Raw genomic sequence first — 26956 nt, 5'->3', positions numbered from 1 at the left:
AGGCCCTTCCTTCATGCACCGACCACGCGACGATCACCCGAACAGGAACCCTGTTCGACTGGCCAAGCCCGCTCAACGGAAAGCGGAAGCCTTCTAAGACCTCTGGCTCCACCGGACCTGCGACGTCACGGTCAACACCCTGACCATCCACGCCGACCGCGTCACCGTCCACGCCGCCACGACCAGCGGCCTCATGCCGTGAGAAGGACACGTTTACGCAGGAGGTCGAAGCCGGCGCGGCCGAACATCTGACGCTTGAGCATTTTGATTTTGTTGTTGTGGCCCTCGACCGCGCCGGAGCTGTAGCTCAGGGTCAGGCCGGCGACGACCGCATCGAGGTCCTGCAGGAGACCGTTGGCGAAGCTGCGAAGGGCCGGGACCTGGTCCTGCTGGACGCGTGTGATCCAGTCCTTGAGCTCTCGTCCGCGGCGGTCGTTCATCAACTCGGCGAAGGCCCTGACGTGCTCGGCGGTGGTGGCCAGCACCGGGACTCGGGCGAGGACCTCCTTGAGCTGCTGTGCGTCTTCGTCGCGGAGGCGGTCGGGGCGGCGGGTGATCCAGCTGGTCACGTCCCTGACGGAGGTCTTGCGCCGGGGCGGGTCCTGCTGGGGGAACGCCTCCCTCAGTCGGCGCACGTAGACGCGAACGATCTGCTCCTGGCCCGGGTAGCCGCGCTGTCGGATCTCCTCGAACAGGCGCCGGGCGATGGTGTGGCCCTCAGCGAACCGCTGGTGGAGGTAGGACTTGTAGGGGTCGAGGATGCTGGTGCGTCCGGTCCAGCGGCCGACCAGCAGCTCGTCCGGGTCCTTCGCGCCGGCCAGCCGACGCACCGTGTTGCGGGCCAGGCCCAGTCGTCGGCCGATGGCGCGCAGGCTGAACCCGTCCTGAATGAGCGCGTGGACGGCGGCGTGCTGTTCGCGGACCCGGTCGGACAGCCGGCCGGTCCGTCGGGGCTCGGAGCTGACGGCCGCCAAGGCGACAGCCGGGGCTGGCTCGGCCGCAGGGGCGGGTTCGGGCAGCAGAGCACGGTGCTGGAGGACGGTCTTCTCCACCGCGTCGGCGAGGTTCTGCCACAGGTGGAACCGGTCGGCGACGTGGATCGCGTCCGGGGCGCCGAGCCGGACGGCTTCAGCGTAGGAGGCGGAGCGGTCGCGGCAGACGACCTTCACCCCCGGGTGGTCGGCCAGCCAGGACCGGACGGTCTCGACGGTGCGGTCGGGCAGCAGATCGACCGGGCGGCGGGTCTCGATGTCGACCATGATCGTGGCGTAGACGTGGCCCTTGCGCAGGGCGAACTCGTCGATGCCCAGCACGCGCGGCACCGCGGGCGTCGGATCCGGGAGGGCGCGTATCAGCCGCAGGAGCGTAAAGCGGCTTACCGGGACCGCGAAGGTCTCGGCCAGGCGGGAGCCGGCCCGGCCGGCCAGGGCCAGGGCGAGCTGCTGGAGCGCGGTCTGCAGGCCCTGGCTCCACCGCCCGTGACGGAAGGTCAGCCCTGCTGCCTGCTCGACGAACGTGGCCCGGGGGCAAGCTCGTTCACGGCAGCGGAACCGGCGGACCCGTAACTCGACCACCACCCGACGCCCACCCGCCGCACTGTCGTCCAACCGCCGCACGTAGCTGCTGTGCACCCGGGTCGAGACGGTTCCGCACGACGGACAGCCCGCCTCGTCGCTGGTCGTGGCGGCGTGGACGGTGACGCGGTCGGCTTGGATGGTCGCGGTGTTGACCGTGACATCGCAGGTCCGGTGGAGCCAGAGGTCTTGGAGGAGATTGTCAGCCACGACCGTTCATGATCGCGGTTCCGGTGACACTCCGTGGCTCCAGCACGGAAAGTGATCCAGAACCAGTTTTTCAGGAAGCGGCGACACGCGCACCAGCGGTGGCGGGCGGAGGTTGCCGAGCTCGTCGCCCAGGGCGTGGAGGAGGCGGAGGCGCGGCGGCGGGTGAAGGTGCCGGTGCCGTCGAAGCCGCAGATTCAGAAGCAGCTGAACGAGGTCAAGGGCGATTCCCGGACCGACGGGCGGCTGCCGGAGGGGGCGTTCGGACCTGAGCGGCCATGTCCGTGGTGGCACGAGGTGAACACGTACGCGTTCCAGTCGGCGTTCGTGGACGCGGACCGGGCGTGGAAGAACTGGCTCGACTCACTGCGCGGTGTGCGGGCGGGCCGGAAGGTCGGCTACCCGCGGTTCAAGAAGAAGGGCCGGGCCCGGGACTCCTTCCGCCTCCATCACGACGTGAAACGGCCGGGAATCCGGCTGGCCACCCATCGGCGGCTGCGTCTGCCGACAATCGGCGAGGTCCGCCTGCACGACTCCGGCAAACGCCTCGGCCGGCTCGTCGACCGGGGCCACGCGATCGTGCAGTCCGTGACCCTCTCCCGCGCTGGGCACCGCTGGTACGCCTCCGTGCTGTGCAAAGTCACCATGCACATCCCCGAGCGGCGGTCGCGGCGGCAGCGCGAGCGTGGAACGGTCGGCGTGGACCTCGGCGTGAAGACCCTCGCCGCCCTCTCCCAGCCCCTCGACCCCACCGACCCGGGCACCGTCCTGATCGCCAACCCCCGCCACCTCGCCCGCGCCGAGCAGCGACTGGCGAAGGCGCATCGGGCGCTGTCCCGCACGGAGAAGGGCTCCAGGCGCCGGGACAGGGCCCGCCGGACGGTGGCCCGGCTGCATCACGAGGTCGCCGTACGCCGCGAGGGTGCGCTGCACACGGTGACCAAGCAGCTCGCGACCCAGTTCGCGGTCGTCGCCGTCGAGGACCTCAACGTTGCCGGTATGACCGCGAGCGCCCGCGGTACCAAGGAGGCGCCCGGCCGACGGGTGCGGCAGAAGGCCGGCCTGAACCGGGCCGTCCTCGACGCCGCCCCCGGCGAGTTCCGCCGGCAGCTCACCTACAAGACCGCCTGGTACGGATCCGGGCTCGCAGTCCTCGACCGCTAGTTCCCCTCCAGCAGGACCTGCTCGGCCTGCGGATGGCAAAACCCACGCCTCACGCTCCCCGACAGGACGTTCACCTGCCCCGCCTGCGGACTGACGATCGACCGGGACCTCAACGCCGCCCGGAACATCGCCCGCCACGCCGCCGTGGCAGACGCAGCCCCCGTCGCCCCTGGTAGAGGGGAGACACAAAACGCCCGCCGAGCACCGGTAAGACCAGACGACCGCAAGGCCGCCCGGCACGGAGCGATGAAGCGGGAAGACACTCGGCCACCCGGCCAGGTGCCACCCCAGCGGAGCAACCCGCTGGCGTCCCCACCCACGCAGGCCACACTCTTCCAGCAGGTCCCGAAGAGTACGGCCCACGCGCACCGGGACGATCCGTGATGTATTCCCGCATAGTGGGCAGGCTTCTTCGAAGGGGTACGGGTGCCGTGCCCGCCGAGGCGGCCCATGCGGTGGCGGACGGCATGGCGAATGACCAGGCTGGGCCGCCCCCCAGTCATCTAAAGCCCCTCAGTGTCGGACGAAGGCGCTGCAGCCCGTTCGATTCGTTCGAACGAAGTGGCTCCAATTGGAGCCGGAGCCGCCAGGCCGTCGACGTCACCTTCGCCGGTATCAGCATCACCGAACGCGGAAGGAGCGCAGCCATCGCCTACGCGCCAGCCCCTCCGGCTCCGCGGCCGGCGCGATCGGTTTCGGCAGCGTAATCCGGCCCCGGCTCCACGCCCAGCTTGTGCGGATGCACGCACGCCGGGGGTGCGGTCCGCGGTGTACCGGAGGCCGTCAGCGGGATCCGAGCAGGCCCTCCCCGAGTACCGGCGCAACGCCCTGGCGAGGCTGGGCCGGACCGAGGAAGCCGACGCGGAGGCCCGGCGGGCCTACCGAACCGAACAGGGACGCCACTGGTTCAAGCACAACCCGACCGGCGCCGACGCCATCGCGGCAGCGACGAAGGCCGCCGACGCGGCCCGCGAGCGCGTGGCCGAGCACTTGCTGGCGGCGCGGCTGGAGCAGCTGCGTGAGCAGTCCGCCGCCCGGACCGAGCCGGCCGGATCCGCGCCGTGGACTGACCGGCTGCCGGAACTCGCCGCTCGGCCGCTGGACGACGACGCCATCGAGGTGGTGACCGTATGAGCACCGAGCTGAGCGGCGTCGACCTCGCCCGCCAGGCCCTGGTCGCGGCCCGGGAGGCGGCGAAGAAGAACGGCACCACCCAGGCGAAGAAGCCGAAGCGGCACACCAGCACCGTCGTACGGCGCGACGGACGGGAGCCGGACTCGGCAGCGCGATCAAACGGATGATGACCGAGCGCGGCCTGGTCGCCCCGGCCGCCGGCGGCAGCATCCTTGCCCAGTTCGACACGATCCTCGCCGCGGCCGCGCCCGAACTAACCGGGCACGTCCAGGCTGTGGCGTTCGACGTGGACACCGGCCGCCTGGATGTCGCGCCCGACGTCCCGGCGGTCGGCACGCAACTGCGCTGGAGCGCGCGCCGAAGCTCATCGCGGCGGCCAACGAGCGGGTTCCGGACGCGAACGTCCGCGTCCTGCACGTCCTGGCGCCCACAGCCATGAAGGCCAGCCTCACCGTGGCGGCCACGGACCCGGCACCGGCCGCACCCACCATGTCGGTGGAGCGCCGCACCCCGCCGGACGGCTACCGCCGGGCGATCGAGGCGCATCGCCAGGCAGCGCCGACGTCGCGGGTGGATCCGACCATCGCGCAAGCGGTGGAGCGGCAGACCGCCGCTATGCGGGAGCTGTCCCGCAGGGCCTTCCCCGAATCTGACGCCGTCGCGGACGATGCGCTGGCCCCGATCGAGCAGGCCCGCGCCCAGCGCCGCCGCCAGGCCGCGGCGACCGAGGCAGCCGCTCTACGGCAGGCCCGTGCGCAGTGTGCCGCCCGCGTACAAGGAGTGGCAGAGTGACCGGCGTGGAAGAGGTCGAGGGGGACACAGTGGCTGAGCAGACGCCCGGCGAACAGGACCTTGCACGGATCGCCCTGCGCAACGCCATCCACGGCGCCCGGTACAGCCGGGGCCGCACCCACCGGCGGCGCTCCCGGCTGTGGCCCCGGCCCGGGGGGCGACAGCCCGTGCCACTGAAGGTGACGGTCGCCGAAGTCGCCGACCACTTCGGCTGGCCCGTACCCGAGCAAACCACCGTGGTCACCCAGTGGCCGGCACTCGCCGGAGACCTAGCAACGGGCCTGGCCGCGGTCCGGTTCGACCCGGTCTCCGGCGTGCTGAGCCTGCGCGGCGCTACCCCGGCGTACGGGACCCTGGGACGCTTCCGCTCCCCGCAGATCATGAGCGCTGTCAACAAGGCGCTGGGACGACAGGCCGTGCGGAAGATCGCCATCTTGCCGCCCGCGCCCGCCAACCCGCCGGTCCCACCCTTGCCACCGCGGGCGTTCCGGCACCTGGAACCGGCCCTCCAGGACGACGAGCAGCTGGTCATCGCCGCCCGGCGACGGCAGGCCGCACAAGCCCCCCGCGAACCCGGCCACCTGTTCACCCCCAGCGACACACAGCCGGCCGACGCCCAGAGCGAACTCATGCGGGCGCGGGCCCGCGCAGCCCGGGGTGCGCCGTCCTGATCCGGCCGACCACCACCCAGATGGTCGCTACGCTGGCCTGCGGTGCCGGACACGAGGATGCTCCTGGACCTCGTGCAAGACGTACGAAGGAGACCCGTGGCCGACGACGACGCCCAGGCGGCGCAGCCGCCTCACGACCCAACGGCCGAGAAGGCCGTGCTGCGCGCGATGCTGCGCACAGTGGACGCCGTCGCCGACATCGTCGACGTGCTCCTGGGCGACGACTTCTACCGCCCCGCGCACGAGCTGATCTACAACGCCGTCATCGCGGTCTACGCCCGCGGCGAGACACCCGACCCGGTCACGGTCGGCGCCGAACTCGCCAAGGACGATCAGCTGACGAAGGCTGGCGGCAACGTCTACCTGCACACCCTGGCCCACGACCCGGCACCCTCCGGCACCTGGGTGAAGGCTGCCGACACCGTCCAAGCCATGGCCGTGCTGCGCCGCCTGCAGGTCGCCACCGCCCACATCGACGACCTCACCGCCGGGGCCACGGCCGAAACGGTGGACCACATCATCAACACGGCTCAGGCGGAGATCCACGCCGCCACCAGCCGCACCCGGTCCTTCACCGCCCCGTCCCACCCACTGGCCGACATCCTCGAAGGCGCCCTGGACGAGATCGAGACCATCGGCAGCCATCCCGGCCAGATCGCCGGCATCTCCACCGGCTTCGAAGACCTCGACACCCTCACCGGCGGCCTCTACCCCGGGCAGCTCATCGTCATCGCCGGCCGCACCGCCATGGGCACCTCCACCCTCGCCCTGGACCTGCTGCGCTGCGCGGCCATCAAGCACAACCTCCCCGCGGCGCTGTTCGCCCTGGAATCCCGCCGCATCGACATCACCATGCGCTTGCTGGCCGCCGAAGCCCGCGTACCCCTGCACCACATGCGCTCCGGCACCATGGTCGACGACGACTGGGTCCGCCTGGCCAAACGCATGCCGGACATCTCCGAAGCGCCGCTCTACCTACAAGACGACCCCTGCACCAGCTTCACCGAACTCCGCGCCCGCTGCCGGCGCCTGCACCGCCTGCACGACCTGAAGCTCATCGCCGTCGACGACGTCCAACAACTCCACTACGGCACCAGGCCCCTCGGCTCCCGCTACGAAGAGGTCTCCGAGATCGCCCGCGGCCTCAAGCACCTTGCCAAGGAGCTCGAGGTCCCCGTAGTGGCCGTCTCCACCCTCAACCGCACCCCCGAACAGCGTGCCGACAAGCTGCCGCAGATCAGCGACCTGCGCGACTCCGGCGCCCTGGAGGACAACGCCGACCTCGTCATCCTCCTGCACCGTGAGGACGCCTACGAGAAGGACTCACCCCGCGCCGGCGAAGCCGACCTGATCGTCGCGAAGCACAGGTACGGGCCCACCGCGACGATCACGACGGCCTTCCAAGGCCACTACGGGCGCTTCGTCGACATGGCACAGCACTGACCCTGCTGCTGTAGGTTCTCAGATCCCGTGTCATTTTCTCAGTCGCGATGTCATGTGACTGGCCGAACTGACACGGGATTGAGAATCGCTGGCCACTGCCGTCACTCGTTTGAGGACTCCGTTGCCAACGGGATACCGCACCGCGGGCAGCCGTTTGCGTGGTCGTCCTGACAGACGTAGCCGATGGCGCCATCCACGCACCATTCGGCGGCCTCCTCGGACAGCAGGTCGGGCCCGGCAAGGAGCAGCCGACGAAATTCCGTGGTGTCCGCAATCTCGGCCGGCCGGTTGGTGAACCACTCGTCGAACCAGGGCTTGTCCCGGTTCATGCGCCAGTGCACATTCTCCGGGTCGTCGACAGCCGTAAGGAACCGATCGACGATATGCCCCCAACTCGGTGCTCCGAACCAGCCGTTGTCGGTCGCGCAGAAGGATTCGATCAGGGTTCGCAGGCCGAACTCCTTCTCGCTAAGGCAGTATCTTCGCCCCCATGAGATCGCGGCCTGTGCCATCTCCGCGAGTTCTACACGCGGATCACCCTCGTGTGCCGGGTCGTCAGGGTTGTGGCAGGCCAGCCCGAGCTCGAGCACAGACTGCCCGGTCGGTAGAACTCGGGACGGGTTGACGATCGCGAGACCGAGACCGATCCAGTCGACATGGTCGAACGACAGCATCGAGCGCACGAGTCGGGTGGTTGCCGTGTTGATCCGCATCATTGTGCCGTCGTGCAGCGGACTCTTCCCGGCATGCCAGTTCTCGACGGGTGTATTGCGCCACACGGCGAGCGTGACGCGGGTGGCAGCGAGCCACAGCAGGGCGTCGTCGTCGAGGTGCCCGAACCGCTTGGCGCACTCCTGGGCGCCGTAGGTGATCAGCTCTTCCGGTTTCGGCCACCTGTGGCTGTCGGGCCCTTCAGGCCCTTCAGGCGCGTACTCGTAGTCGTCGGCGTACTCGTCGAGGATCTCGCTCAACTCGGCTGCGCTGTAAGCCTCGCTGTACTCGGAGCTGTCCGGCTCCTCGACGGTGTACATGTCGTGGTCCCAGGAGACGTACACGTCGCCCCAGAGCACGACGTCATCGCACTCGCTGGCGTTGTCCGTCACAACCGGCCTGATGGTGATCGGGGCAGTACGCCCGTCGGTTCGCTCGCCGTCCTTCTCGGCGGCCCATGCAGTGATGACCCCGAGCGGCTTCGGAAGGAGAGGACCGACCTCGGTGATGCTGAACGGCTCGTCGTCATCGGTGTCGAACCGGCTGTTGACGAACGCGATCGCCTCGGAGGGCGAGCTGACGATGGACTGGGTACCACTCTCGTTGTCAACCACTCGCCACAACGCGCTGTTCTTCACGATGCTCTCCGATCGCGGTGAGTGCACCCGGGGCGGGTGCGATGCGCCGGGTCGCTCGGCACTGACTCCAATTATGGGCTGATCAACCCGTCCGTAGTCCCGCAGGCGCTTGTCGGCGACGACGCTCGGGACGTTCGTGTGCAACGAAGGTGTGTAAGTGGGTGGAACGGATGGTTGCCGATGCAGGTTCGTGACGCCCCGGGCCGCGTTGCAGCCTGCTGGACAGCCTGAGGAAATGACGCCGATCTGAGACAGCCGCCTGCCGACACATCGTGAGACTCAAGGGAAATATCCAGGTCACAGGGTCGGCGCCTGAAACTGAAGTTGAGAACCTACAGCTGCACTGCAAGAGGGCGATCAGCTGCGGGCCCAGCGAGTGCGGTGACACGCTGAGTTAGGACGAAAGGTGGGGGTTCGTGCGGAGCGACAGGCGGCAGATTCAGACGGCGGTTCTGGGTAGCGCGGACTCGGAGGAGCCGCTGACGCTGCCACTGGAAGCGATCGAGCTGGACGCCTACCGCCGACAGCACGAGCACGACACGTTCTGGTGCGTGCTGCTGCTCGGAGGCTGCGGCCTGCAGCTGACCACCAAGCTGTACAGCGACCGGGTCTGCCACTTCGCGCACTACCCCGGTCCCGACGGGCACCCTCACCTGTGCGGCCGCAGCGCCCGCGGCGTGGCGAGCGCCGACCACCTGTACGTGAAGGCGGCGGCCGACGCCTGGCTGCGCGCTCGCGGTACGCAGGCCAGCTTCGATTTCGTCCAGCCGGACGGGGTGCCGATCGGGTCGATCGTCGACATCCAGCTCCCACACAGGAAACTCCGCGTGCACCTGGACCAGGAGGTGGCACCGGACTGGGACGCAGAGCACGAACCGGTACTCGGGGTGTCCGTCCCGGTGGACTCCGACACCCTGATTGACCGCTGGTACGTGCACCGCATCCGCCTGGACAGCGAAGGCACCGCCCGCCGGGTCCGGATCGGCACCGAGGCATTCGCCCGGCCCACCGAGTGGTTCGCCCTGGACGAATGCGAGATCACCGACCGGGGCATCACCGACCGGGGCCTGTCCACCCCGGCGGTCGAGCGGATCGTCCACGCCCGGAGCGCGCCCCCTCCCACCCGGTGGACTCCGGGCAAGAAGCAGGAAGAGTCGGCGCAGGACGTGCAGGCGCATGAGCTGATGCGCAGGCTGCTGTACGCCCGCCGGACCGTGTCCACCGACCTGGCGGAAGAGGTGTGCCGCGAGATTACCGAGTTGGCCGGGGTGAGCCCGCAGCTTCAGCGCCAGCTGGACGCCACCCGGCGCAGCGCCCTGGCCTGGGTGGAGAAGGAGACGGAGGCCCGTCGGAAGCTGTTCGCCCGTCTGAGTCAGGCCGTGGCCGCTCAGAAGACCGGGAGCGTCAAGGCGGTCCTGGCGGAGATCAAGGCGGGCACCCGGGACGGCAGGAGCAGGGAGGAGGGACACACGGTCCGCGAAGCCTCCGCCTACCTGGCCGCCGCCGACGCAGCCAAGCTCGCACTCCTGGACACCCTCCTCGAGGAGATCAGCAGTCTCCCTGCGAACGAGGACCCGTGGCACCTGAAGTCCAAGGTCCAGGCGCTGTTCCAGACAGCCACCGGGACTGGCAAGCTCGGGGAGCACCGGCAGGCTCAGCTCACTTTGTGGAGTACGCGCCTGCGGTACCTGCCCTTCCCGCCCCGGCCGGTCACACCGCTCAGCCCGCAAGAACGCATGCCGCCACACCAGCAGGTAAACCGGGCGAACTGGAAAACCAGGCCGCGCCCCCAGTGCGGGGCGGAGCGCGGCCAGCATTGCGCGATCGATAGCGGGCCGCGTGCTGGACGCATACGGCAAGCACCGCACGCCCGTCGGCTCAATCCCGTCATCGACGGACTCAAAGAGCAGAAACAGCACACTGCAGCCCAGACCGTGTGGCGGGCGTACGACGTGCCCTGCCCCCACTGCGGCCAGGAAGCCGGCGCCTGGTGCCTCACGCCTGGCGAACCCCACTCCGCGCGCTCCAAACAGGCCAGGAAACATACCGAGCAGCAAGAGCCCCGTCTCTGAAGGGGGTCCGGCCGAGCCCGACGTGCAGCTACTGCCGTCCTGCGGTGGCCGCGCACGCGGCCGAGCAGAACTGCGGCGGCACCTTCGGGCCCGCGCCGATCTGGAGCACCGCACCACAGGCACAGCGCCCGCCGACGAGCTTCTGGAGGCGGCGGTGGGCTGCCTGGGCCGCCCGCTCCAGCCGGAAGTGCTCGGTGTCCATCGCGTACTGCACCTTCACGGCCTGCTCGCCGAAGTACACGACGTCGACCATCTCGGGCTTCTCGTAGGCCGCTTCGATCAGAGCGGTCTTGACCGGGAAGAAGGCGCTCTGGGCTACGGCGGCCTCGATCAGCTGGTCGCCCTCCTTGCTCAGCGGCACGGCGGCGGGGTCTCCGGCGCTGTACTCCTCGCGCTGGGCGTTTCCCCACGCCCGGGCCATCTCGACGAGCTCGTCCTCGGGACGCTCGGCGAGGTGCCGGTGGGCGCAGTAGGGGATCGTGTACGCGGAGACCGGTCCGGACTCGCAGCCCGGGACGCGGCACCGTTCGGTGACGTAGTCGTCCTGGGTGAGGACCATCTCGAAGCGGCGGCCGCCGCAGGCCACGATGAGGGAGTGGAAGCCGTTGCGGGACTCCAGTTCCATCTCGGTGGACCTGCTGGCGGGCGCCAGCAGGCCGAGGAGCAGCAGGACGGTCGAGTACGGCACCGGCCCGCCCAGCGGGGCGAAGTCGAACATCTCCGGGGCCCACTCAGGGTGGACGACCGGGTGCTCGCCGGTCCAGTCGGGCGAGGTCCCGCACGCGGTGAGCAGCTCCCCCAGGGTGAACGGCCCGGGCCGGCCTTCGGCCTGCGTGGCCTTGCGGAGCTCGGCGGTGTACTTGCCCCCGGTCTCGCGCTGGGCCTGCCGGGCGCGCTGGGCGGCGGTGTTCTGGTGACGCGGCATCGGTCTTCTCCGGACTCGACGGGCATGCCCACGCTGCCCGTCGACGAAGAGGAACAGTGTCGGGGCGACGCGGGCCCCGAAGGACCTTGGCCGATCGCGGTACGACGGCGTGGGCGTCGGCCTGCGGCGGGTGGCGGTGCGCCTCCAGCCGAAGGCACCGTAGCGCAACAACCGGAGGTCACGCGGCGAACCGCTGCACCTGGTCGCCGTGGCAGCTGATCGACCGCCACTCCCACCGGTCCTAGGGGAGACGCTGGAGCATCGACAGCGGGGCGCGACGCGGATGCCGATGCCGCGGGTCCACCGCATCCGGTGCAGGGCGGCGGCAGGTGAGTCGCCCTGCACCGAAGCGGTCCGTCAGGACTTTTGCGTGCTGGCGGGTACGGAGTCCAGGGAGTCGAGGAGCTCTCCGAAGGTGATCTTCTCTTCGTCGTACTCGAAGGTCATGGCGGCGGCCAGTGCCGCCCACCGGTCCGCGCTTCGGCCGCAGCGGTCGAGCAGGGTCTTCAGCGCGATCTCGGGTTCGTTGCGGGAGAGGATCTCGTCGGCCGGGATCTGGAGCAGGTGCTCGGCGGTGTGGTGACGGGACTTGATGACGGCCCGGTAGATCTCGGAGCGGGAGAGGATCTCGCCGGCGGCTGGGAAGTCGAGCCAGGACTGCAGGACGGCCGCGGGGTCGCCGTGCTTGCCGAGTTCGTCGTCGCTCACCAGCCGCAGCACACCGTCGTCTTTGTCCGCGGCGACCGGGACGGCCGCCGCCGCGCCCAGGAACCAGTCAGGGCCGTCGGCCCGCTCGGCGATCCAGGCCAGCTCCGCAGGGTGCAGCCCGTCCAGGACGTCGGTGACGGCGGCGTGCGGAGTGTGCGGGTTGGCAGCGAGGGCGGTCAGAGCCTGGACGCGGCGGTGCTCGGAGTGGCGTTCCAGGAGCCGGGCCGGGCGGTCGTGGTCGGGGTCGACGTTGTCGAGGATGCGGATCAGGGGCCGGCTCGGCGTGGGGGAGACGACGGCCGGCTGATCGAGCCGGGCGAGCTGGGCGCAGGACCCGGCGAGGTGGTCGGGGTTGGCGCTGAGGAGGGCCAGGTCCTCGGCGAGGCGCAGGACGCGGCCGTCGAAGTCGTGGTCGCGGTCCTGCTTGTCGGCCCAGGTGAGCGGCTGGCCGCGGGTGACGAGGGCGTCGGCGGCCGCGTGCAGCTGGTCGGCGGCCAGGGCTGCCAGGCGCGGGTTGTTGTGGACGCGGTTGGCGAGGTGGTGCAGGGTCCGCGGGCGGTCACCTGCGGGTTGGGCAGGTCGGCCAGCTCGGGCAGGCACAGCGCCGGAAGGCAGGCGAGCAGCAGTTCCTCGCTGAGAGCGGGAGCCGGGGCGGCGGGGAGTTCCTCGCTGTCGGGGTCGGCGGCGCGGAGCCGGGCGTCCTCGAGGGCCTGCGTCTCGGCCTGGTCCAGCAGCAGGTGCTGGACGGCCGCCCCGAGCACGGGGTGCGCGGTGAGCTGCGCCCACCGCTGCGGGCACCGGGCCAGCATCGCCCAGCCGGCCCGGTCTCCCAGCTCCAGCGACCAGTCCTTCGAGAAATCGGACACGGCCTCCCAGCCCTCTTCGGGCTCCGGGTGGAGCAGGTACGCGGCGAGCGGGGTGAGGCAGGCTTCCAGGACGGCGTCGAACAGTGCCTTCGGCACGGGCGGGGCCGGCGCGGCGCCCTTGGTGCGGGTGTAGCGGTCGGGATCCCAGTTCCGGACGACCTGCTCCACCTCATGGTCGGGGAGACGGGGCAGGAGGGCGATCGCCGCCTCGACCTGGCCGGGCTGCCGTGCCAGGGCGGAGATCAGCCCGGCCCAGGCCCGACGGTGTCGCAGGATGGCGGGCACGTCGGCGGCGGTCACCGTGCCCGAGGCGGCCAGGGCGGCCAGCGTCTTCTCGTCGGCGTGCACCAGAAGCCGGCCGCGCAGCCGCTTGGCAGAGGTCCGGGCCAGCAGCGCGGGCAGTGCGGCCTTGAGGGCTTCCTCCCGCCACCGGTCGGCCTGCGAGTCGAAGCCGTCCGGCGTTGTCACCGGCGCGCACAGAGCCTCGATCACCGTCTTGAGGGCTTCCTTGGGGAGGTCTTCGCGCATCGCGAGCTCCCGCCACAGCGGGTACGTACGCGCATTGACCATCCTCGGATCCCCTCCCACACCTGACCCGGCGTGACTGCCCGGTCGCCATCCGTGGAACGACGGTACGGCGCGCCCGGGGCCTGAGTGGGCGTGATCCATGAAGTCGTCTCGCCTTCCTCCGCTGATCCGTGACGAGCGCGCGGCACGGAAGGCCGGGACGGCTGACGCGGTCCCGCAGGCGACGGCGTTGGTGGAGACCGCGTGAGAGGAGGGGAGCGCCGTGTCAGGGGCGGCGGGCGAGGACGCCGTCGATGCGTGAGGCGTCGGCGACCCAGGCCGCGGCAGCCGGCGCTATGAAGCCGAGCACGGTCTGGATGTCGTCGCGGCGTGCTTCGAGGGGCAGGTTCCAGATTCCCTCGTGGTGGGCGATGCGGTTGCGGAACTTGTGCAGCCGCTTGACTGGGTCTTCCACTGTGGTCAGGGCACGATTGGGGGCGTGGGGGAAGGCACCCGCGAGGTCGGGCCACAGCTTGGTCTTGTACTGGCGGGCCATCAGGATGCGCCAGAACCCGAAGCTCAGCTCCGCGATGACCTTCCCGCGCAGGACGTGACCGCCCAGCATGGCTCTGGGAGCACCGGTGGGCTCAGGTCCGCGAACAGCAGGCCGCCGCCGCTCAGGCCCGCGCTGAAGCCGCGGCCGCGCGGCCGGTCGCCTACCTCCCGGCCGCGCCGGTGGCGTCGGTCGTGCTGCCCGCGCCCCGCCCGGCCGCCGTCGCCCCGGCCCCGGAGCCGGGCCGTCGCCGACGATCAGGAGCTCGTCTTCGAGGACCTCACCCGGGAGCAGGTCCTGGACTGGCGCAACCGGGCTGCCGCCGATTACCGGCTGGTCTTCGACCACATCGATAGGTACGGCGAGCACTCGGCACAGCGCCTGTTCACCCGGGCGTTTGTCGCCCAAGGCATGAGCGGCGGCGAGATGTCGGGCGTCGACCTGGCCCGGGTCGCGCTGCGGGCCGCGAGGGAGGCGGCCCGGAAGAACGGCAGCGGCCAGAAGGCGAAGCAGAAGATGCCGCGGCCGGTCCGGACGGTGCAGCGCGACGGGCGCGAACCAATAGGCCTGGGTGCCGCGATCGGCGCGCTGGTCACCGAGCAAGCCTTGGAGCTCCCGGCCGCCGGCGCTTCTCCGATCTGGGGGCAGCGCTCTGCGATGAGGAAGCTCTCTGCGGGCCCGTTCGTCGAAGACGGCTCCATCGGCTGCGCGGATAGGAGCTGCCTCACTTACCAGGGACCACACTGCGCGGTGCAGAGCCAGCAACTCGCGCTCATCTCCCGCCTGAGCCAAACGAATCGATACGCCTAATGACATGCCGCCATGGTAGTCGCGCATTCACGCCAGCATCAGGGGACGTAAATACGCCACCATGATGCGTTGTTACACCTCACACAACCTCAGGTGGCTGTTTCATATCAATGCTGGCTTGATTACAGCTGCCCACACTGACCGTCACTGGGGCATCGGGGACTCGTTTAGTGATCGTTTATCGCCTGGGTCCAATGTGAGTCCTGCGACGAACGCGTCACAAGGTCAGGTGATTCGGTCAAGTCCCGATTTATTTGAGCCACCGAGGCGCCGAACCTGAGTGTCTCGGGCAGAAACCCACACGAGAGGAAAGTGAACAGAATGAAGAAGGTACTTGCCGGCGTCGGCGTGGCCCTCGGCGGTGCAGCCTTACTCATCGCCACCCAGGGGTCGGCACAGGCCGCGCCCAGTCAGGAGGTTCCCGCCACGGTCGCTTCCGCCGAGGGTCCGGGCGACACACCGATGGCGTTCAGGGCCTGGGCTGGCAAGGCCTGGGTGCACGCCAAGGCTGCCTGCTCGTCGGTGGCCGACGCCGCCGGCAGCTTCACCGACATGCTCGGCAGTGTCAGCCCGGCCAACATCCCCGAGGGCACGGCTGTCGAGACGGTCTTCGACAAGTGAGAGATCACCGCTTGACCAGGAGGGTGGCGCTGCTCGCTGGTGCCGCCCTCCTGGGCCTTCACTTCGCAGTCGCAGCCTTCTCACAGATGCCGCTCAACCCGATGAAGATCCGGTACTTCAACAAGGTTGCCGCCTATCTGGAGCCGTACTCCGCCCAGAACTGGATGCTCTTCGCCCCCGACCCTCTGTCGGAGAACCGCGGAATCCTGGCCCGCGCGAAATGCCGGGATGGGTCGGTCACCTCCTTCCACGACGTGACGGCGAAATACATCACAGCAGCACAGAGCAGCAGGTTTTTCCCCTCCCACATGTCACGGCTGGTGACCGGGAACGTGCAGCAGCTCAGTGGTTCGGACCCCGTCATGGCCCGGCTGCGTGAATCGGAGCGGACGAAGAAGAAGACCGAGCTACCCCTTCTTCCGCACGAGAAGACCTCGAAGGACGAAGCGCTGCGCTTTGTTTCCCGCTACTCGCTGACGCAGCTGCCCGCCAACGTGTGCGGCGACGGCGCCCCTCCTGAGCAGGTACAGGTCCGTATGTACATCCATCAGCTGCCGCCCTGGTCGGAGCGTCACAACCGTGCTGCAGAAGGCAAGGTCGACGCACACGACATGGAGTGGCTGAAGGCTGGGGATCTCCGGTGACCGAGACCCGTAGGATTCGGCTGATTGATCGGCTGGACACAGCCGGCAGCCGACCTTTCAGTGTGCTGGGCGTGAGCGGAACCCGAATGCTTCTCGGCTTCGTCGGTTTCATGTATTACGCGAGCCAATACGGTGACCGGCTGTTCCTCTTCGGTCCGAGTGGCGTGTACCCCTGGGCAGAGTTCACCGCCAAGGTCTACCAGAACGGCACCTTCAGCCTCTACACGCTGAGCGACTCCACGCTGTGGTTCGAGATCGTCTTCCATGCGGGAATCCTGGCCGCGCTGGCAGTGACGTGCGGCGTCGGCGGCCGGCTCGGCCTTGCCGTGCACTGGGTCCTCCTCTGGTCCATCTACCAGCGGCAGCCCGTGCTGCTCGACGGCGGAGACAACCTCGCCTATCTCGTCATCCCCATGCTGCTGCTGACACGTTGCTACGACCGGTTCTCCTTCTCCGTTGGTCTCGCCCGAGCACTGGCCCAGCGAGTTCCCTCACTCCTGCGGTCGCTGTCCACACCGCTGCACAATCTCGGTGTGCTCGCCATTGGCGTCCAGATGTGCCTGGTCTATGTCGTCAGCGGGCTTTACAAGGTGCAGGGGCGCATGTGGCAGGACGGGACGGCACTGTTCTACATCCTGAGGGTGGACGAGTTCCGCCTCCCCGGCGTGTCCGACCTGGTGTTCGGCAACGACTATCTCGTCTTCATCGGAACGTACTCCACCACGCTGTTCCTGGTGTACTTCCCGCTGGGCATACTCGTGCCGCGGCTGCGGCCCTGGGCAGCCATCGCGTCCATCGGCTTCCACGTGTCCATCGGCGCCATCATGGGCCTGACCGGCTTCGCCCTCACCATGATCGCGTGCGACCTTGTCTTCCTGAGCGGGGCGCTGGAAACCGCGCTGGACCGAACCCGCGTCGCCTTGCGCCCCAGGAAGCCCGTCCCATCCGAGGCCGTCTTGGCCTTCGACGGGGATTGCGGATTCTGCCAGGCAGCCGTGGACCGAATCACCACCCACGCCCGACCGGCCCTACGTGCCGTGCCCTGGCAATCGCTTCCCGCCGAGATCACCGCCCCGCATCTGGCGCGGCTGGACCGCGAGGTGTTGCTCCTCATGGACGGGCGGGTCCTGGCCAGCGGCGCTCAGGCATTGGCGGAATTCGTGAGGGAGTCGCCCGTCGCCAAGTATCGGATGGCATCTGCCGTGCTGCGCACGCCCGGTCTCAGGGCCTGCGCGGCCATCGGCTACCGCTGGGTAGCCCACAATAGGCATCGCATGCCAGGCAGTTCGAACGCCTGCGCCGTGCGCAGCCCCAGCACCCGCATCTGAAAGGGAGGCCTCCGTGTTCCGGACGCCCAGCTGCCTCCTCGGCAATGGGATCGAGCCCCGTGTCACCCACGGCCACAGCGCCACCGCCTATGTGCAGATCGGATCGCTGACCAAAGTCGTAACTGGCAGCGCACTCATGCGCATGGCCAAGGTCGGCGTCCTCAACGTGGACGATCCCATCGAACGCTGGCTTGACACACCACCAGGCAGCGGCATCACCCTGCTACATCTGGCCAACCACACCTCCGGGCTGCCCCGTCAGCCGCCGGGCTTGCCGCGCAAGAACCCGTACAGCCGCTTCGACCAAGCAGCCCTGGATGCACTGTTAGCCGGTCTAGGCGACATAGATACGGCTCCGCCCGGTGCTTCCGAGGAGTACTCCAACCTCGGCTACGCAGTCCTCGGTGCTGCCCTGTCCGTCGCTGCCGGGATTCCATACGAGAGGGTCGTGCAGACCTACGTCCTCGATCCCCTCGGCATTCACGAGATGTCCGCCCATCCCCCGGCGGAGCAACGCCTGCTCGGGATGACCAGCCTGCTGAACCGCCCACGGAAGCCGTGGACCATGGACGGTGCCATCCTGCCCGCAGGCGGCCTGTGGGCCACACCCAGGGCCACCGCCCAACTCCTGACTGGGCTGCTGGTGGACAAACTCCTCGGACCGCCGGCCCCCACCTGGAGAAGGACCGGTGCCGTGACGTGGCACAACGGCGCCACCGAAGGAGCCTCGGTCTTCGCGGCAGCGCTCCCGGACGGCCGTTGGACGCTCCTCCACAGGCTCGGCGGCTCCCCCGCCACCACGGACCGCATGGGCGGTGAGGCCCTGGCGGCCTCCCTGAGCTCGGCTCGGTAACCCCTTCGGGTGCGCGGGCGACGCCTTTATGATCTTTGGCGTCGTCCGCCCGAGCCGCCGGGTGACACTGCCTTCTGGCGTCTGGGAACAGAGTGCCCGGTGATCAAAGTCGTGATCGTGGATGACGAAGCCGTCGTCCGGACCGGATTCCAGCGCCCGGCGGGAGAACGCGGCGCGGACAGCCACAGCGGGCCCTCCCCGGTCGCGATCAGGAGTCCGCCGACCGCCCGTCCCTGCGCGACATACAGAGTTGGGCTCGATCGCCTCCTTCAGGAACGGAATGTGCATGCCCAGCGTCGTCCCCAGGAGCCACACCTCGGTTTCCGCCTCACCGATCAGGCGGGCGCCCTCCTCGACGTGGTCCCTTCGGTGAAGAACCGCTCGGCCGCGACGGTCCCGTTCTCCTGTACCGGGCGGGAGAGCCTGGGCAGACGGGCGAGGGCGGCGATCCAGGCGGCGATCTCGTCCTTGCTCACGCACGAGCGGTGCTAGCTAGTGCTGTGACCGCATAGGTTCGCCGGGTTGGTCAGGCTGCGGGTGCGAGGGGGCGTCCGCCCCAGCGGATGCCTTTCTCGCTGCGGATGCGGGCACGCTCTCTGCGTTGTGCGGCGAGCACTTTGGGGTGGCGGGCGTTGGCGTTGCGCCAGCGCAGGTAGCGGTGCATGGCCCGGGTCTGCGCGGGGTGGCTGTGGTGGTGGGAGTTGGCCAGGGTGAACTGCCGCAGCGGCCCGAAGTGGGCCTCGATGGGGTTGGTCCAGGAGGCGTAGGTCGGGGTGAAGCACAGTTCGACCTTGTTCTTCGCCGCCCAGCGGCGGATGTCCGTGCCGGTGTGGGCGGAGAGGTTGTCCAGGATGATGTAGATCAGGGCGCCGTCGGGTCGGGCGGCGCGGATCGATTTCAGCGCGGCCAGGCTGTTGGCGGTGCCCTTGCGGCGACGGTTGACGCCCCACAGCCAGTCGTCGCCGACGGAGTAGCAGCCGTGGAAGTAGGTGACGCCGTGGGTGCGGCGGTAGGTCGCTGGGAGCCGGTTGGGTTTGCCCTGCTCGGCCCAGCAGGAGCCTGCGGTGGGTCTGATCCCCAGCGGGCCGAACTCGTCGAAGGCGAAGACCCGGTCGGGGAAGCGGTCCAGGACCTCATCGATCCGGTCCAGTTTGGCGTCGCGGTCGGGGTCCGGGGACTCCTTCCAGGTCTTGGTGCGTTGGAAGGTGATGTTGCGGCGGGCGAGCAGGCTGCGTAATGTCTCGCGGCCAATGCGGATGATCCTGCCGTGGACTTTCCGCAGGTAGGCGATGAGTTTGCGCAGTGACCAGCGGGTGAAGGGCTGGTCGAGTGCGGTCGGGCGGGTGGTGGCCGTCTGGATGACGAAGGCCACGTCGTCAGGCTTGAGCAGGCGGGGACGGCCTCCCGCCCATCGAGGGTCCAGGCAGGCCAGGCCGATCTCGTTGAACCGGTGGATGACGTCCCGGACGGTGTCCTCGTCGGCTTGAACCAGTTGGGCGATCACCGGCACGCGGTTCCCTCCGGCCGAGGCCAGGAGCATCATCGCGCGCCGGTAGCGTACCGAACTCGTGCTGCCCCGGCGCACGATCTGCTGCAGCCGCTGGCCCTCTTGGTCGGTCAGTCTGCGCACACGGACAGGCTCGGCCACCGCGCCTCCAGTCGTCGGAATGGATGTCACCGCACATCCAACCGCCACGACCGCCAACCCGGCGAACCTATGCGGTCACAGCACTAGGTCAGGGGGCAGCTGAGCGGGAGGACGCGTTCGGTCAGATGCCCGGTGAGGTGGGTGTCGGTGCGGGCGGCGTCGGTGAGCCAGTCCGCTGTGGTCAGTTGGTCGACCAGGTGCTTCAGTTCGCCGGAAGCGACCGGGACCCTGGCGGCGAGGGCGTTCAGGGCCTGATGCGCTGGTCTGGGTGGCCAGTGTCAGGGCGAGTAGCCGGGTGCCGGCGGTGGCTTTGGCCTTGCGGAGTTTCTTGTCCGAGATGACCTTCTGGGCCCAGCCGGAGAGCTTGGGCCGCATGTTCTTGCCGAACGTGAACGGGCTCGCCCCGTCCTCGCGGGGTGCCAGGGAGGGGACGGTGATCGAGGTGGGGTTCTCCGGCCGGGAGGCGAGCAGGTCGCCGGCGGTGCCCGGAAGCTCCAGCCAGCCGCAGCCGGTCAGCGTCTCGACCAGGTCCTCCGGGTCGGTCAGGCCCAGCACGGTGAGGTCCTGGCCGACGACGTTGCCGGTGCCGGTGTGCGCGGTGCGCAGGGTCAGCATCAGCACCAGCAGCCGCGCTTCCGGTCCCGGCAGCGGGGTGTGGTCGGCCACGTACGCGAGGACAGAGCGCGTGTGCTCCCACTGCGCCGGGGCGGTCAGCAGCCGGGCCACGGCCGGCCCGTCGCCTCCGGTGATGCCGCCGGTGCGCTGCTGGTACTGGAGGCGGGCGGTGGCGGCGGCCTGCTCGGCGCGCCGGGCCTCCCACCGCAAGGCCCCCTCGCAGGTGACGTCGGCCCAGGAGGTGAAGGCGCGGCCTTCCGTTCCTGGAGGTCGGCGAGCAACGCCAGGTCGGGCTCGTCACGCTGCTGATAGGCGCGGAAGAGGTTGCCGAGTTCGATGAGTTCATCCCGCAGGACGACGGGCCGCAGGTCGTGGGGGACGACCCGCTGGGCGATCTTCGCCTGTGGCGGGCGGCGCCGCGCCGGGGTGGTGCGGGCAGCCGGAACCGGTCCGGCGGCGGCCTGGCGGCCGGAGAACTGCGGCACACCCGTACCCACGCCCCCTGCCGGGGCCGTTGCCGTGGTCGGAGCCGGCTGGTCCGGGGTGGTGGGTTCCTGGGGGGTGGCCGCGGTCTTCGCTCCGGGGGTGGCAGCCGCGCATCGGGAGCAGCACTCCATGACCTGCCACCATCGGCTTTCCCGGTCGGTGACCACGGCCAGGACGACGGGGCCGCCGCACCGCCAGGGTTCGGTACGCGTCCGGCCAGTGTCGGGCAGATGGGCGCGGCAGCCCTCGGCCCGGCAGGCGCAGTACGCCTTGGCCCGCGGGGTGGGGGCGACGCGCAGATGGGCCTTGATGTGGGCGACGGCGGCCGCGCGGCCAGCGGCCGCGGACGGCAGACGCTGCTCGGCACATGCGGGCCGGCTGCACGAGATGCGTACCGCCGTGCTGCCCCGGCCGGCGGCGTCCAGACGCACCGTCCAACGGTGCCCCGGCACCCGTTCGTCCAGCTCACTCACCACGGCGTGCGTCATCCCCGCCTTCCTCCATCCCATGTCTTTTTCTGTGCGCCGCTGATTCCGCTGTGCCGGGCGGCGTGCGGGCGGGCGGCGAGGCCACCGTATGCGGCGCAGGGGCGAAGGCAGGTGAACTCGCCCACACAGTAGGGGGCGGGAGCTATCAGTCCGCGGGATTGGTGATGAGGTACTGCTGCTCGGCGTTACGTACGCGCCGCCGTTCCCGGGTGCGGCGCCGGTGCTGGACGAGGCCGTGTAGCAAGCCGGTGACGACGAAGGCGGCGATGGTCAGGACCGTAAGCCAGGCGATCGTGCTCGCCTCGGCCCAGGTGCCGTCGGCAGCAGGGGCGGAGTGTGTCTCGACGTACCGGCCGATGATGACCACTTCGACGCCAGTGAAGGGGATCCCGACGGCGCTCCACAAGCCCACCAGGGCCCATGGGCTCCACAGCTTTCGCTCGACGGGCAGCCCGAGCCCGCTCCGTACCGCCCGCGTCTGGGCAGCACTCCGGCGTGCCGCCTCCCATCCGGCCCCCATGGAGCCGGCGGAGCACAGAACCAGCAGCCCGGCGAGAGCCTCGAGGAAGAACTGCCCCTCGGACGGCACCAGCCGAGCCGTTGCCATCACCGGGAAGGCCGTCACAATCAAGGCCCCCGCCAGCGCCTTCCACGCGTGTTGCAGTGCAGTCTTTGCTGGCACGGCGACGACTTCGTGTCCGCCAGCACCGGGGCTTTGTCCGTCCGCTCCTTGGCGAGTGGCACGGTCCGGCTGCTCGTATGGCCGCTGCCCCGACTCCGACTCGGTGTGCTCAGGTCCGTCCAGCCCGGTCTGGAGGAGGGCGCGCAGGGTCTCTGCGAGGTCGAGCAGTTGGCGCAGTTCGCCGCGGGTCTCGTTCAGGTCGCCGATCATCCGGTCCTGACGCCGGCGCACTTCCCTGTTCTCCTCGCGCAAGCCGGTGACACCAGTCTGGACTGCTTCCTGGATCTTCAGACGGCCCTGAAGGATGTCCCCGCGCAGCGCTGCCAGACCGACCGTCGGATCGCCGAGCTGTGTCACCGGCCCACGGAGGTCTTTCAGCTCCCCATCGCTTCATCGAATGCCTGTTTCCACTTCACGTAACCTCCTGCCTACTCTCCGTGTCCGACCGCTGCTATCTCCCCACAAGCACCTCGTAGGACTCGCCGGTTTTCGGCCTTTTACTGGCCGCCGGCCCCACGAGAAGGCCGGGTTCATCGACCAGCCCCGGCTCCTCATACGACCGAAGGCGTCCGAAAGGTGATGACGAAGGGGGCCGATGTCGTAGCGCTCCCAACTGTTCGGTGACCGTTGCCAGTCAGCGCACGCAGCCCCCGCTGATGAACGGCGTCGACTTGATCGATAACGGACTAGCTCCGGCCCGAGGACCGCCCCTACAGCTCGCTCCCCGGACTCGCCCCGAATACACGCCGGGCGCTACCGCGGCGCGACGGCCGCCTGTTCCTGTCGGGCCGGACGGTTCTACTCATCGCATGAGCACCGAGGTGCTGAGCGGGCCCCGCTTTGACCGCCAGGCGTTGGCGCGTCACTGGGCTGGGCGCTCGTAGCAGGAGGAGGCGAGCGCTTGGCCAGACGTCCGGGGCCGGTCGTTGCGGAACTCGAAGTACCTTCTTTGCCCACCCTTTTGGAACTCGTCCACCACGTCGGCGGTGATGCGGATGCACAGGTTGCGGCTGGTGGCGCCTCGCCCCCCGGATCGCTGCAGGGTGAGGTCTCCCTCGTACGTGCCTGGCCGAAATGTCCAGCGCTCGGCGACGAACAGCATCAGAGGCTGCTGGGGTTTGTCCTGGGTGCCAAGCAGGGGGGTGGGATCGGCCATGCGCTGGTAGGTGAGGTCGTTGGCGTCGTAGTTGTAGCTGAACGAGCCGACCTCGTCCCAGTAGAAAGCCGGTACCGGTTCGGAGTGGGCTGCTTCGGTGCGGCGTAGCTGCAGACGGGCACTGTCGATGACGTCCACGGTCTCCGTGCGGTGGCGCGTTGCCATGGTGGGCTGCAGATATAGCCACACTTCGCTCCCCTGGGCGATCCGCACAACATGCGGCAGCGTCACCTCCGTCTGCGGCTCGGCCTGCAATGCGATCAAGTTGTACAGGGCGATACCCAACGCGGCCGCACCCGTGACGGTGGTGCTCCGGATCCGCACTACTCACCGCTCTAGTGTGTACCGGTTCGTCTACCTCCCAGCCTCTCCGCCGCGAACAAGGCCCGCGTGTTAGCGCACTGGGTGCAACCGCAACATGGCTGCCCTGCCGGCAGAGAGCGGCTCTGCTCAGGAGAACACGGGCACCTCCGTGTGCGGTCCGAGGCTGGTCCGGACGCAGCACCGGCATTTCTGGCCGGCCCACCCGTATCTGCTCAGCCTGCGGATCCCAGCAGCCGGGTGATCACTTCCTGTATCGGATGGCCAGTGCTCAGCCGCACCGACGCTGCACCGGCTGGCCTGACACACCCCGCCCCCGGCAGCGGGACGCACGTCTTCGGCGGACATGTCATATCGAGCGGGCAGAATCAACCCGCAATGAACTCACCAACACTGCCAACTTCCGTGCCGGTCCTCGCCCTAGGCGGGGACCGTAAGCAGCCGCTCCGGTCGCGGGTCAGGCACGGCAGCCCCAGCTGCGCCGACTACGGCTGCACGCGTCCGCAGTGCAAGGCCGCGGCCCGCCGGGCACGCGCCCGGCGCACCCACGAGCTCAAGGCCGGCCGCCCCGCCCGCATCCCCTCCGATGCTGCCACCGCCCGGGCCCGACAGCTACAAGAGACCGGCCTGTCTGCAGGAGACATCGCCGAAATCTCAGGCATCGCCGTCACCCTCGTGCGGCGCCTGCTGCGCCCCGACGTACTACAACCTGCCAACATTCACCGCACCACCGCAGACGCCATCCTCGGCATCCCGCTGAACACCGCCCTCCGACGCGGTCAGCTGCTCCCGGGACTGGTTACGTCGGACCGAGCCGCAGCCTTGCTGCAGGACCTGGCCGAGCGCGGCTGGCCGACGAGCTTCCTGGCCGCCCAGCTGCAGACCACCACTCACACCGTCGCCGCGATCCGCAACCGCCAACGCCAGCGCGTCGCCGTTGCCCTGGACCACAAGATCCAACGCCTCACCGCGCTCCTGCTGGCCAGTGACCCGGCCGACCACGGCGTGTCCGTACACAGCAGCCGCCGGGCCCAGGCCGCCGCCGCCCAGCGACGAGCCCGGCTCTCAACAGCCGAAATGACCGTCCGCGGGCCCCGACACAAGTCCTGATTCCTGGACCGAATGGCGGACAACACCATGGACACGAGCGTGCCGGCCAGACCTGCGGCCGAGGGCCGAGCCACGAGGACTACATGCGAGCACTTTCGCCTGCCGAGTGTGCGTTGATTCTGGTCCGGCTGGAAGCGATCACCGACCAGTGGGCGCAGGAGGGCCGCGACCAGCTCCTCCAGCACATCGAAGACGCCCACCAGTTGGCGGGCGTCCTGCGGCTCTGCATCGAGAAGGAAGTCCCGCATCCGCACTGATCTGGAAAGCAGGGCATATGGAAAGTGAGTACTACGTCGACTTCCTTCGGGACCTTCTGAGTCTCGACGAAGCGATGCGCACGGAAGCGAGTAATCGCGTTCAGGACTTCGTGAACCTGCTCTCCGGCACGCAGGCCAGAGTGGTAGGGGACCTGATCGCCATGCTGGCCCCGCGCGAAGAGTCCAGGGTGGCGCTGGAGGCGCTACTGCACGCGCTGAGCGATCTCGACGGATGCGGGAAGCTCGAGGGTGTCGATCTATCACCGCTGGGAGAAATCCCGGAATCCATGATCCACGTGGAACACCGCGTGTACATGGATGCATTCGCCCAGCACATCACGGAGGGCGAGTAACAGCCGCTGCACACGGGCTCGCCTGAAGGCCGCAGTCGAGTCTGGGGAGACCGTCCATTACAAACGCGCAGTGCCGGGGTCGAAGGGGGTGGCTCCCAGGGTGGCACGGGCGAAGCAGGCGAGGTTGTCCAGGCCCGTGTGCCTTCGGTCGCGCCGGGCGCGCTCGGTCGGCCAGGCTGTCGGGGACCGGGGCATCATGGCCAGCGACCGCAGGTCGGTATTGAGGACGACAAGGTCGGCGCGGTCGAGGGCCCGTATGGTCTCGCTGCGGGCGGTGGCCATCAGGTCCGCCGTCTTCTTGTTTTGTGCCATGGATCCGGTCTACGGCCGACGAGGGGGCGTCGGCCGGCTCCGGGCCGCCGCGTCCCGGACGGTGAGGCCACGGCCTTGCAAGGCGTCCCGTCCTGCGGCCCCGGACGCTGGGCAAGCCCTCCATGCCGAGGGCTTGCCGAGCCTGCCCGTGACCCCTCAGCGGACCGAGCGTGACCGAACCGTCCCCCGCGATCGGCCAAACAGAGCGTCGGCGCCGTGACCGGTTCGTCAACCCGCGCCGGGCCGGCAATCGGTCATCGTCCAGCCGCGGCCTCGCCGGGAAGCCGGAGCCGACCGTGACCGATGACGCCGCCCGGCCCACTCCGGCGGGGTGGGCAAGCCGGTGCTCGTGGTGGCTTGCCCAGGCTCCCCTTCGACTTGCCCGGCGTGCGTCGCGGTCAGCTGCGGCGGCGGAAGAGGCCTCGGCTTGGCATGGCCGGCTCCTGGCATCGCGCTCGATCGCCCAGCGGGCCGACTGCTGCCAGGACCAGCCGTGCCGCTTCAGCAGCTGCCAAGTGCCCTCCACCGAGTAGCTCACGTTGATCAGCCGGCCGATCAACGCCTTGACCCGCGCCAGCGTCCACCGCTGGACCGCCCAGCCGTGGACCAGCGGTCCGCGCTCACGGTCATGTGCGATCCTCATCACTACTCATCAGGTGGTGAACTCGCCCACCCACGTGCGCTTGAGCAGTTGCTTGGGCAGGTACTCGGACTTCACGTCGATCGGGAAGCCTGCGTCATAGGCGAGGCAGGCCATCGCGAGCGGGCCAACCGCGACGAGTCCGCAGGCGTCGCGGGCGAGGCCTGCGTCGGCGATCCAGAACTGCTTGTGCAGCGCGAGGGCGTTGACGAGGGAGCGGTTGAACTGGTCGCTCCCCCTCCCGCCCGCCGCCGACCGGATCGAAGACGTCCGCGATCGGCTCCGCGACCCCGCCGCCACTCGCGACATCCTCGACCTCGACGGCCTCAACCCACGCATCCAGGACGTCGTCCTGGACACCCCCGGCGCCCGCGAGCTGCTCGCCGGCTACGCCGGCCTGCCCGCCAGCGTCAGGTTCTTCGTCTCGTTCACCGCAACGCCTTCCCGCGTCGGCCAGGCCGGCGTCGAACAGCCGGCCGTATGCGGGGGCGACGCGACCGCTCTCGGCCTTCGCCACGTGCGTACGAGGCCGCTCTCGCGGACCGGCCACCGCACCAGGGGTGTCCGTCAAAGCGGAACAAGCCCACAGCGGGGCAGGGGGGCCGGCGGAGGGTCCGCGGGCCGGGGTGCGGCCCGGGGTGACGGCAGGGCCATGGGGTGGCCGCAG

Annotated in this window: 29 protein-coding genes and 3 pseudogenes; 18 read left to right on the top strand and 14 right to left on the bottom strand. The window is 69.5% G+C overall.

Annotation, left to right across the window (positions count from 1 at the left end):
• Positions 1-191: 191 nt before the first annotated feature.
• The gene (locus tag ACZ4VL_RS27395) at positions 192-1784 is read right to left on the bottom strand and encodes an ISL3 family transposase (RefSeq protein WP_468204912.1); all 1593 of its coding nucleotides are present in this window, start codon (positions 1782-1784) and stop codon (positions 192-194) included.
• Positions 1785-1835: 51 nt separating this feature from the next.
• Here ACZ4VL_RS27395 and ACZ4VL_RS27390 point away from each other — a divergent pair, with 51 nt between their 5' ends.
• The 9 genes and pseudogenes from ACZ4VL_RS27390 (at position 1836) to dnaB (ending at position 6985) form a co-directional block, all read left to right on the top strand.
• On the top strand, positions 1836-2945 hold the full coding sequence (locus ACZ4VL_RS27390) for an RNA-guided endonuclease InsQ/TnpB family protein (protein ID WP_468204911.1): 1110 nt from the start codon (positions 1836-1838) through the stop codon (positions 2943-2945).
• 54 nt (positions 2946-2999) lie between these two features.
• A pseudogene (locus ACZ4VL_RS27385) lies at positions 3000-3329 on the top strand (zinc ribbon domain-containing protein); the annotation flags it as partial.
• Between the two features lie 15 nt (positions 3330-3344).
• Positions 3345-3452 (top strand): annotated as a pseudogene (locus tag ACZ4VL_RS27380) (glycosyltransferase family 2 protein); the annotation flags it as partial.
• 261 nt (positions 3453-3713) lie between these two features.
• Positions 3714-4079 (top strand): hypothetical protein, encoded by a 366-nt coding sequence (locus ACZ4VL_RS27375; RefSeq protein WP_468204909.1) that lies wholly within the window; start codon positions 3714-3716, stop codon positions 4077-4079.
• On the top strand, positions 4076-4246 hold the full coding sequence (locus ACZ4VL_RS27370) for a hypothetical protein (protein ID WP_468204907.1): 171 nt from the start codon (positions 4076-4078) through the stop codon (positions 4244-4246). Before ACZ4VL_RS27375 ends, ACZ4VL_RS27370 begins: the two co-directional genes overlap by 4 nt.
• Positions 4243-4518: a hypothetical protein gene (locus ACZ4VL_RS27365; RefSeq protein ID WP_468204905.1), complete on the top strand. Its 276-nt coding sequence runs from the start codon at positions 4243-4245 to the stop codon at positions 4516-4518. The genes ACZ4VL_RS27370 and ACZ4VL_RS27365 overlap by 4 nt, the downstream gene beginning before the upstream one ends.
• A complete protein-coding gene (locus ACZ4VL_RS27360; RefSeq protein WP_468204903.1) occupies positions 4515-4871 on the top strand; it encodes a hypothetical protein in 357 nt (118 codons plus the stop codon). The genes ACZ4VL_RS27365 and ACZ4VL_RS27360 overlap by 4 nt, the downstream gene beginning before the upstream one ends.
• The gene (locus tag ACZ4VL_RS27355; RefSeq protein WP_468204901.1) at positions 4868-5542 is read left to right on the top strand and encodes a DciA family protein; all 675 of its coding nucleotides are present in this window, start codon (positions 4868-4870) and stop codon (positions 5540-5542) included. Before ACZ4VL_RS27360 ends, ACZ4VL_RS27355 begins: the two co-directional genes overlap by 4 nt.
• A gap of 96 nt (positions 5543-5638) precedes the next feature.
• Positions 5639-6985 (top strand): replicative DNA helicase, encoded by a 1347-nt coding sequence (gene dnaB / locus ACZ4VL_RS27350; RefSeq protein WP_468204899.1) that lies wholly within the window; start codon positions 5639-5641, stop codon positions 6983-6985.
• A 101-nt stretch (positions 6986-7086) separates the two neighbouring features.
• On the opposite strand, the gene ACZ4VL_RS27345 is transcribed toward dnaB, so the two are convergent.
• Positions 7087-8334 carry a hypothetical protein gene (locus ACZ4VL_RS27345; RefSeq protein WP_468204897.1) on the bottom strand — a complete coding sequence of 416 codons (1248 nt, stop codon included), beginning with the start codon at positions 8332-8334 and terminating at the stop codon, positions 7087-7089.
• A gap of 416 nt (positions 8335-8750) precedes the next feature.
• On the opposite strand from ACZ4VL_RS27345, the gene ACZ4VL_RS27340 reads away from it, so the two are divergent.
• On the top strand, positions 8751-10406 hold the full coding sequence (locus ACZ4VL_RS27340; protein ID WP_468204895.1) for a zinc finger domain-containing protein: 1656 nt from the start codon (positions 8751-8753) through the stop codon (positions 10404-10406).
• 28 nt (positions 10407-10434) lie between these two features.
• Here ACZ4VL_RS27340 and ACZ4VL_RS27335 read toward each other — a convergent pair whose 3' ends face one another.
• From ACZ4VL_RS27335 to ACZ4VL_RS27320, 4 genes are all read right to left on the bottom strand, one after another.
• Positions 10435-11331: a hypothetical protein gene (locus ACZ4VL_RS27335; protein ID WP_468204893.1), complete on the bottom strand. Its 897-nt coding sequence runs from the start codon at positions 11329-11331 to the stop codon at positions 10435-10437.
• Positions 11332-11688: 357 nt separating this feature from the next.
• Positions 11689-12039, bottom strand: coding sequence for a hypothetical protein (locus ACZ4VL_RS27330; protein ID WP_468204891.1), 351 nt, complete (start codon positions 12037-12039; stop codon positions 11689-11691).
• Between the two features lie 266 nt (positions 12040-12305).
• A complete protein-coding gene (locus ACZ4VL_RS27325; RefSeq protein ID WP_468204889.1) occupies positions 12306-13475 on the bottom strand; it encodes a hypothetical protein in 1170 nt (389 codons plus the stop codon).
• Positions 13476-13698: 223 nt separating this feature from the next.
• Complete coding sequence (locus tag ACZ4VL_RS27320) at positions 13699-14037, bottom strand: hypothetical protein (RefSeq protein ID WP_468204887.1); 339 nt, start codon at positions 14035-14037, stop codon at positions 13699-13701.
• On the opposite strand from ACZ4VL_RS27320, the gene ACZ4VL_RS27315 reads away from it, so the two are divergent.
• The 5 genes from ACZ4VL_RS27315 to ACZ4VL_RS27295 all read left to right on the top strand — a co-directional run bounded on the left by ACZ4VL_RS27315 (position 14023) and on the right by ACZ4VL_RS27295 (position 18221).
• A complete protein-coding gene (locus tag ACZ4VL_RS27315) occupies positions 14023-14775 on the top strand; it encodes a hypothetical protein (RefSeq protein ID WP_468204885.1) in 753 nt (250 codons plus the stop codon). The two genes, ACZ4VL_RS27320 and ACZ4VL_RS27315, sit on opposite strands and share 15 nt — an antisense overlap.
• Before the next feature lie 321 nt (positions 14776-15096).
• Positions 15097-15396, top strand: a complete 300-nt coding sequence (locus ACZ4VL_RS27310; protein WP_468204883.1) for a hypothetical protein — start codon at positions 15097-15099, stop codon at positions 15394-15396.
• Positions 15397-15419: 23 nt separating this feature from the next.
• Positions 15420-16040, top strand: coding sequence for a DUF5819 family protein (locus tag ACZ4VL_RS27305; protein ID WP_468204881.1), 621 nt, complete (start codon positions 15420-15422; stop codon positions 16038-16040).
• Positions 16037-17368: a DCC1-like thiol-disulfide oxidoreductase family protein gene (locus ACZ4VL_RS27300; protein WP_468204879.1), complete on the top strand. Its 1332-nt coding sequence runs from the start codon at positions 16037-16039 to the stop codon at positions 17366-17368. Before ACZ4VL_RS27305 ends, ACZ4VL_RS27300 begins: the two co-directional genes overlap by 4 nt.
• Before the next feature lie 13 nt (positions 17369-17381).
• Entirely contained in the window at positions 17382-18221 is an 840-nt protein-coding gene (locus ACZ4VL_RS27295; RefSeq protein ID WP_468204877.1) for a serine hydrolase domain-containing protein, read from the top strand.
• Between the two features lie 335 nt (positions 18222-18556).
• Here the strand turns inward: ACZ4VL_RS27295 and ACZ4VL_RS27290 are convergent, their stop codons facing one another.
• From ACZ4VL_RS27290 to ACZ4VL_RS27270, 5 genes are all read right to left on the bottom strand, one after another.
• Complete coding sequence (locus ACZ4VL_RS27290; protein WP_468204876.1) at positions 18557-18697, bottom strand: hypothetical protein; 141 nt, start codon at positions 18695-18697, stop codon at positions 18557-18559.
• Between the two features lie 50 nt (positions 18698-18747).
• Positions 18748-19869 carry an IS630 family transposase gene (locus ACZ4VL_RS27285; protein ID WP_468204874.1) on the bottom strand — a complete coding sequence of 374 codons (1122 nt, stop codon included), beginning with the start codon at positions 19867-19869 and terminating at the stop codon, positions 18748-18750.
• Positions 19870-19944: 75 nt separating this feature from the next.
• The gene (locus ACZ4VL_RS27280) at positions 19945-20694 is read right to left on the bottom strand and encodes a hypothetical protein (RefSeq protein ID WP_468204872.1); all 750 of its coding nucleotides are present in this window, start codon (positions 20692-20694) and stop codon (positions 19945-19947) included.
• 909 nt (positions 20695-21603) lie between these two features.
• The gene (locus ACZ4VL_RS27275; protein ID WP_468204870.1) at positions 21604-22497 is read right to left on the bottom strand and encodes a hypothetical protein; all 894 of its coding nucleotides are present in this window, start codon (positions 22495-22497) and stop codon (positions 21604-21606) included.
• A 505-nt stretch (positions 22498-23002) separates the two neighbouring features.
• Positions 23003-23581 (bottom strand): hypothetical protein, encoded by a 579-nt coding sequence (locus ACZ4VL_RS27270; protein WP_468204868.1) that lies wholly within the window; start codon positions 23579-23581, stop codon positions 23003-23005.
• Positions 23582-23995: 414 nt separating this feature from the next.
• Here ACZ4VL_RS27270 and ACZ4VL_RS27265 point away from each other — a divergent pair, with 414 nt between their 5' ends.
• The 3 genes from ACZ4VL_RS27265 (at position 23996) to ACZ4VL_RS27255 (ending at position 25337) form a co-directional block, all read left to right on the top strand.
• Positions 23996-24727 (top strand): hypothetical protein, encoded by a 732-nt coding sequence (locus tag ACZ4VL_RS27265; RefSeq protein ID WP_468204866.1) that lies wholly within the window; start codon positions 23996-23998, stop codon positions 24725-24727.
• A gap of 83 nt (positions 24728-24810) precedes the next feature.
• Entirely contained in the window at positions 24811-24984 is a 174-nt protein-coding gene (locus ACZ4VL_RS27260; RefSeq protein WP_468204864.1) for a hypothetical protein, read from the top strand.
• Positions 24985-25001: 17 nt separating this feature from the next.
• Positions 25002-25337, top strand: a complete 336-nt coding sequence (locus tag ACZ4VL_RS27255) for a hypothetical protein (RefSeq protein ID WP_468204862.1) — start codon at positions 25002-25004, stop codon at positions 25335-25337.
• A gap of 57 nt (positions 25338-25394) precedes the next feature.
• On the opposite strand, the gene ACZ4VL_RS27250 is transcribed toward ACZ4VL_RS27255, so the two are convergent.
• The 3 genes and pseudogenes from ACZ4VL_RS27250 to ACZ4VL_RS27240 all read right to left on the bottom strand — a co-directional run bounded on the left by ACZ4VL_RS27250 (position 25395) and on the right by ACZ4VL_RS27240 (position 26589).
• Complete coding sequence (locus tag ACZ4VL_RS27250; RefSeq protein WP_468204916.1) at positions 25395-25649, bottom strand: hypothetical protein; 255 nt, start codon at positions 25647-25649, stop codon at positions 25395-25397.
• Between the two features lie 448 nt (positions 25650-26097).
• Positions 26098-26274 (bottom strand): annotated as a pseudogene (locus tag ACZ4VL_RS27245) (helix-turn-helix domain-containing protein); the annotation flags it as partial.
• Between the two features lie 27 nt (positions 26275-26301).
• Entirely contained in the window at positions 26302-26589 is a 288-nt protein-coding gene (locus ACZ4VL_RS27240) for an immunity 49 family protein (RefSeq protein WP_468204860.1), read from the bottom strand.
• Positions 26590-26956 lie beyond the last annotated feature (367 nt).

The organism is Streptomyces sp. NPDC029014 (assembly GCF_055564695.1).
The sequence above is the reverse complement of the archived record's forward strand: the minus strand, read 5'-3'. Positions and strand labels throughout refer to the sequence as shown.

Bases quoted from the DNA above. Each gene is read 5' to 3' on its own strand.
- ACZ4VL_RS27370 (WP_468204907.1), top strand. From the start codon at position 4,076: ATGAGCACCGAGCTGAGCGGCGTCGACCTCGCCCGCCAGGCCCTGGTC.
- ACZ4VL_RS27365 (WP_468204905.1), top strand. From the start codon at position 4,243: ATGATGACCGAGCGCGGCCTGGTCGCCCCGGCCGCCGGCGGCAGCATC.
- ACZ4VL_RS27360 (WP_468204903.1), top strand. From the start codon at position 4,515: ATGAAGGCCAGCCTCACCGTGGCGGCCACGGACCCGGCACCGGCCGCA.
- ACZ4VL_RS27335 (WP_468204893.1), bottom strand. From the start codon at position 11,331: ATGCCGCGTCACCAGAACACCGCCGCCCAGCGCGCCCGGCAGGCCCAG.
- ACZ4VL_RS27325 (WP_468204889.1), bottom strand. From the start codon at position 13,475: ATGGTCAATGCGCGTACGTACCCGCTGTGGCGGGAGCTCGCGATGCGC.
- ACZ4VL_RS27320 (WP_468204887.1), bottom strand. From the start codon at position 14,037: ATGCTGGGCGGTCACGTCCTGCGCGGGAAGGTCATCGCGGAGCTGAGC.
- ACZ4VL_RS27310 (WP_468204883.1), top strand. From the start codon at position 15,097: ATGAAGAAGGTACTTGCCGGCGTCGGCGTGGCCCTCGGCGGTGCAGCC.
- ACZ4VL_RS27265 (WP_468204866.1), top strand. From the start codon at position 23,996: ATGAACTCACCAACACTGCCAACTTCCGTGCCGGTCCTCGCCCTAGGC.
- ACZ4VL_RS27260 (WP_468204864.1), top strand. From the start codon at position 24,811: ATGCGAGCACTTTCGCCTGCCGAGTGTGCGTTGATTCTGGTCCGGCTG.
- ACZ4VL_RS27255 (WP_468204862.1), top strand. From the start codon at position 25,002: ATGGAAAGTGAGTACTACGTCGACTTCCTTCGGGACCTTCTGAGTCTC.
- ACZ4VL_RS27250 (WP_468204916.1), bottom strand. From the start codon at position 25,649: ATGGCACAAAACAAGAAGACGGCGGACCTGATGGCCACCGCCCGCAGC.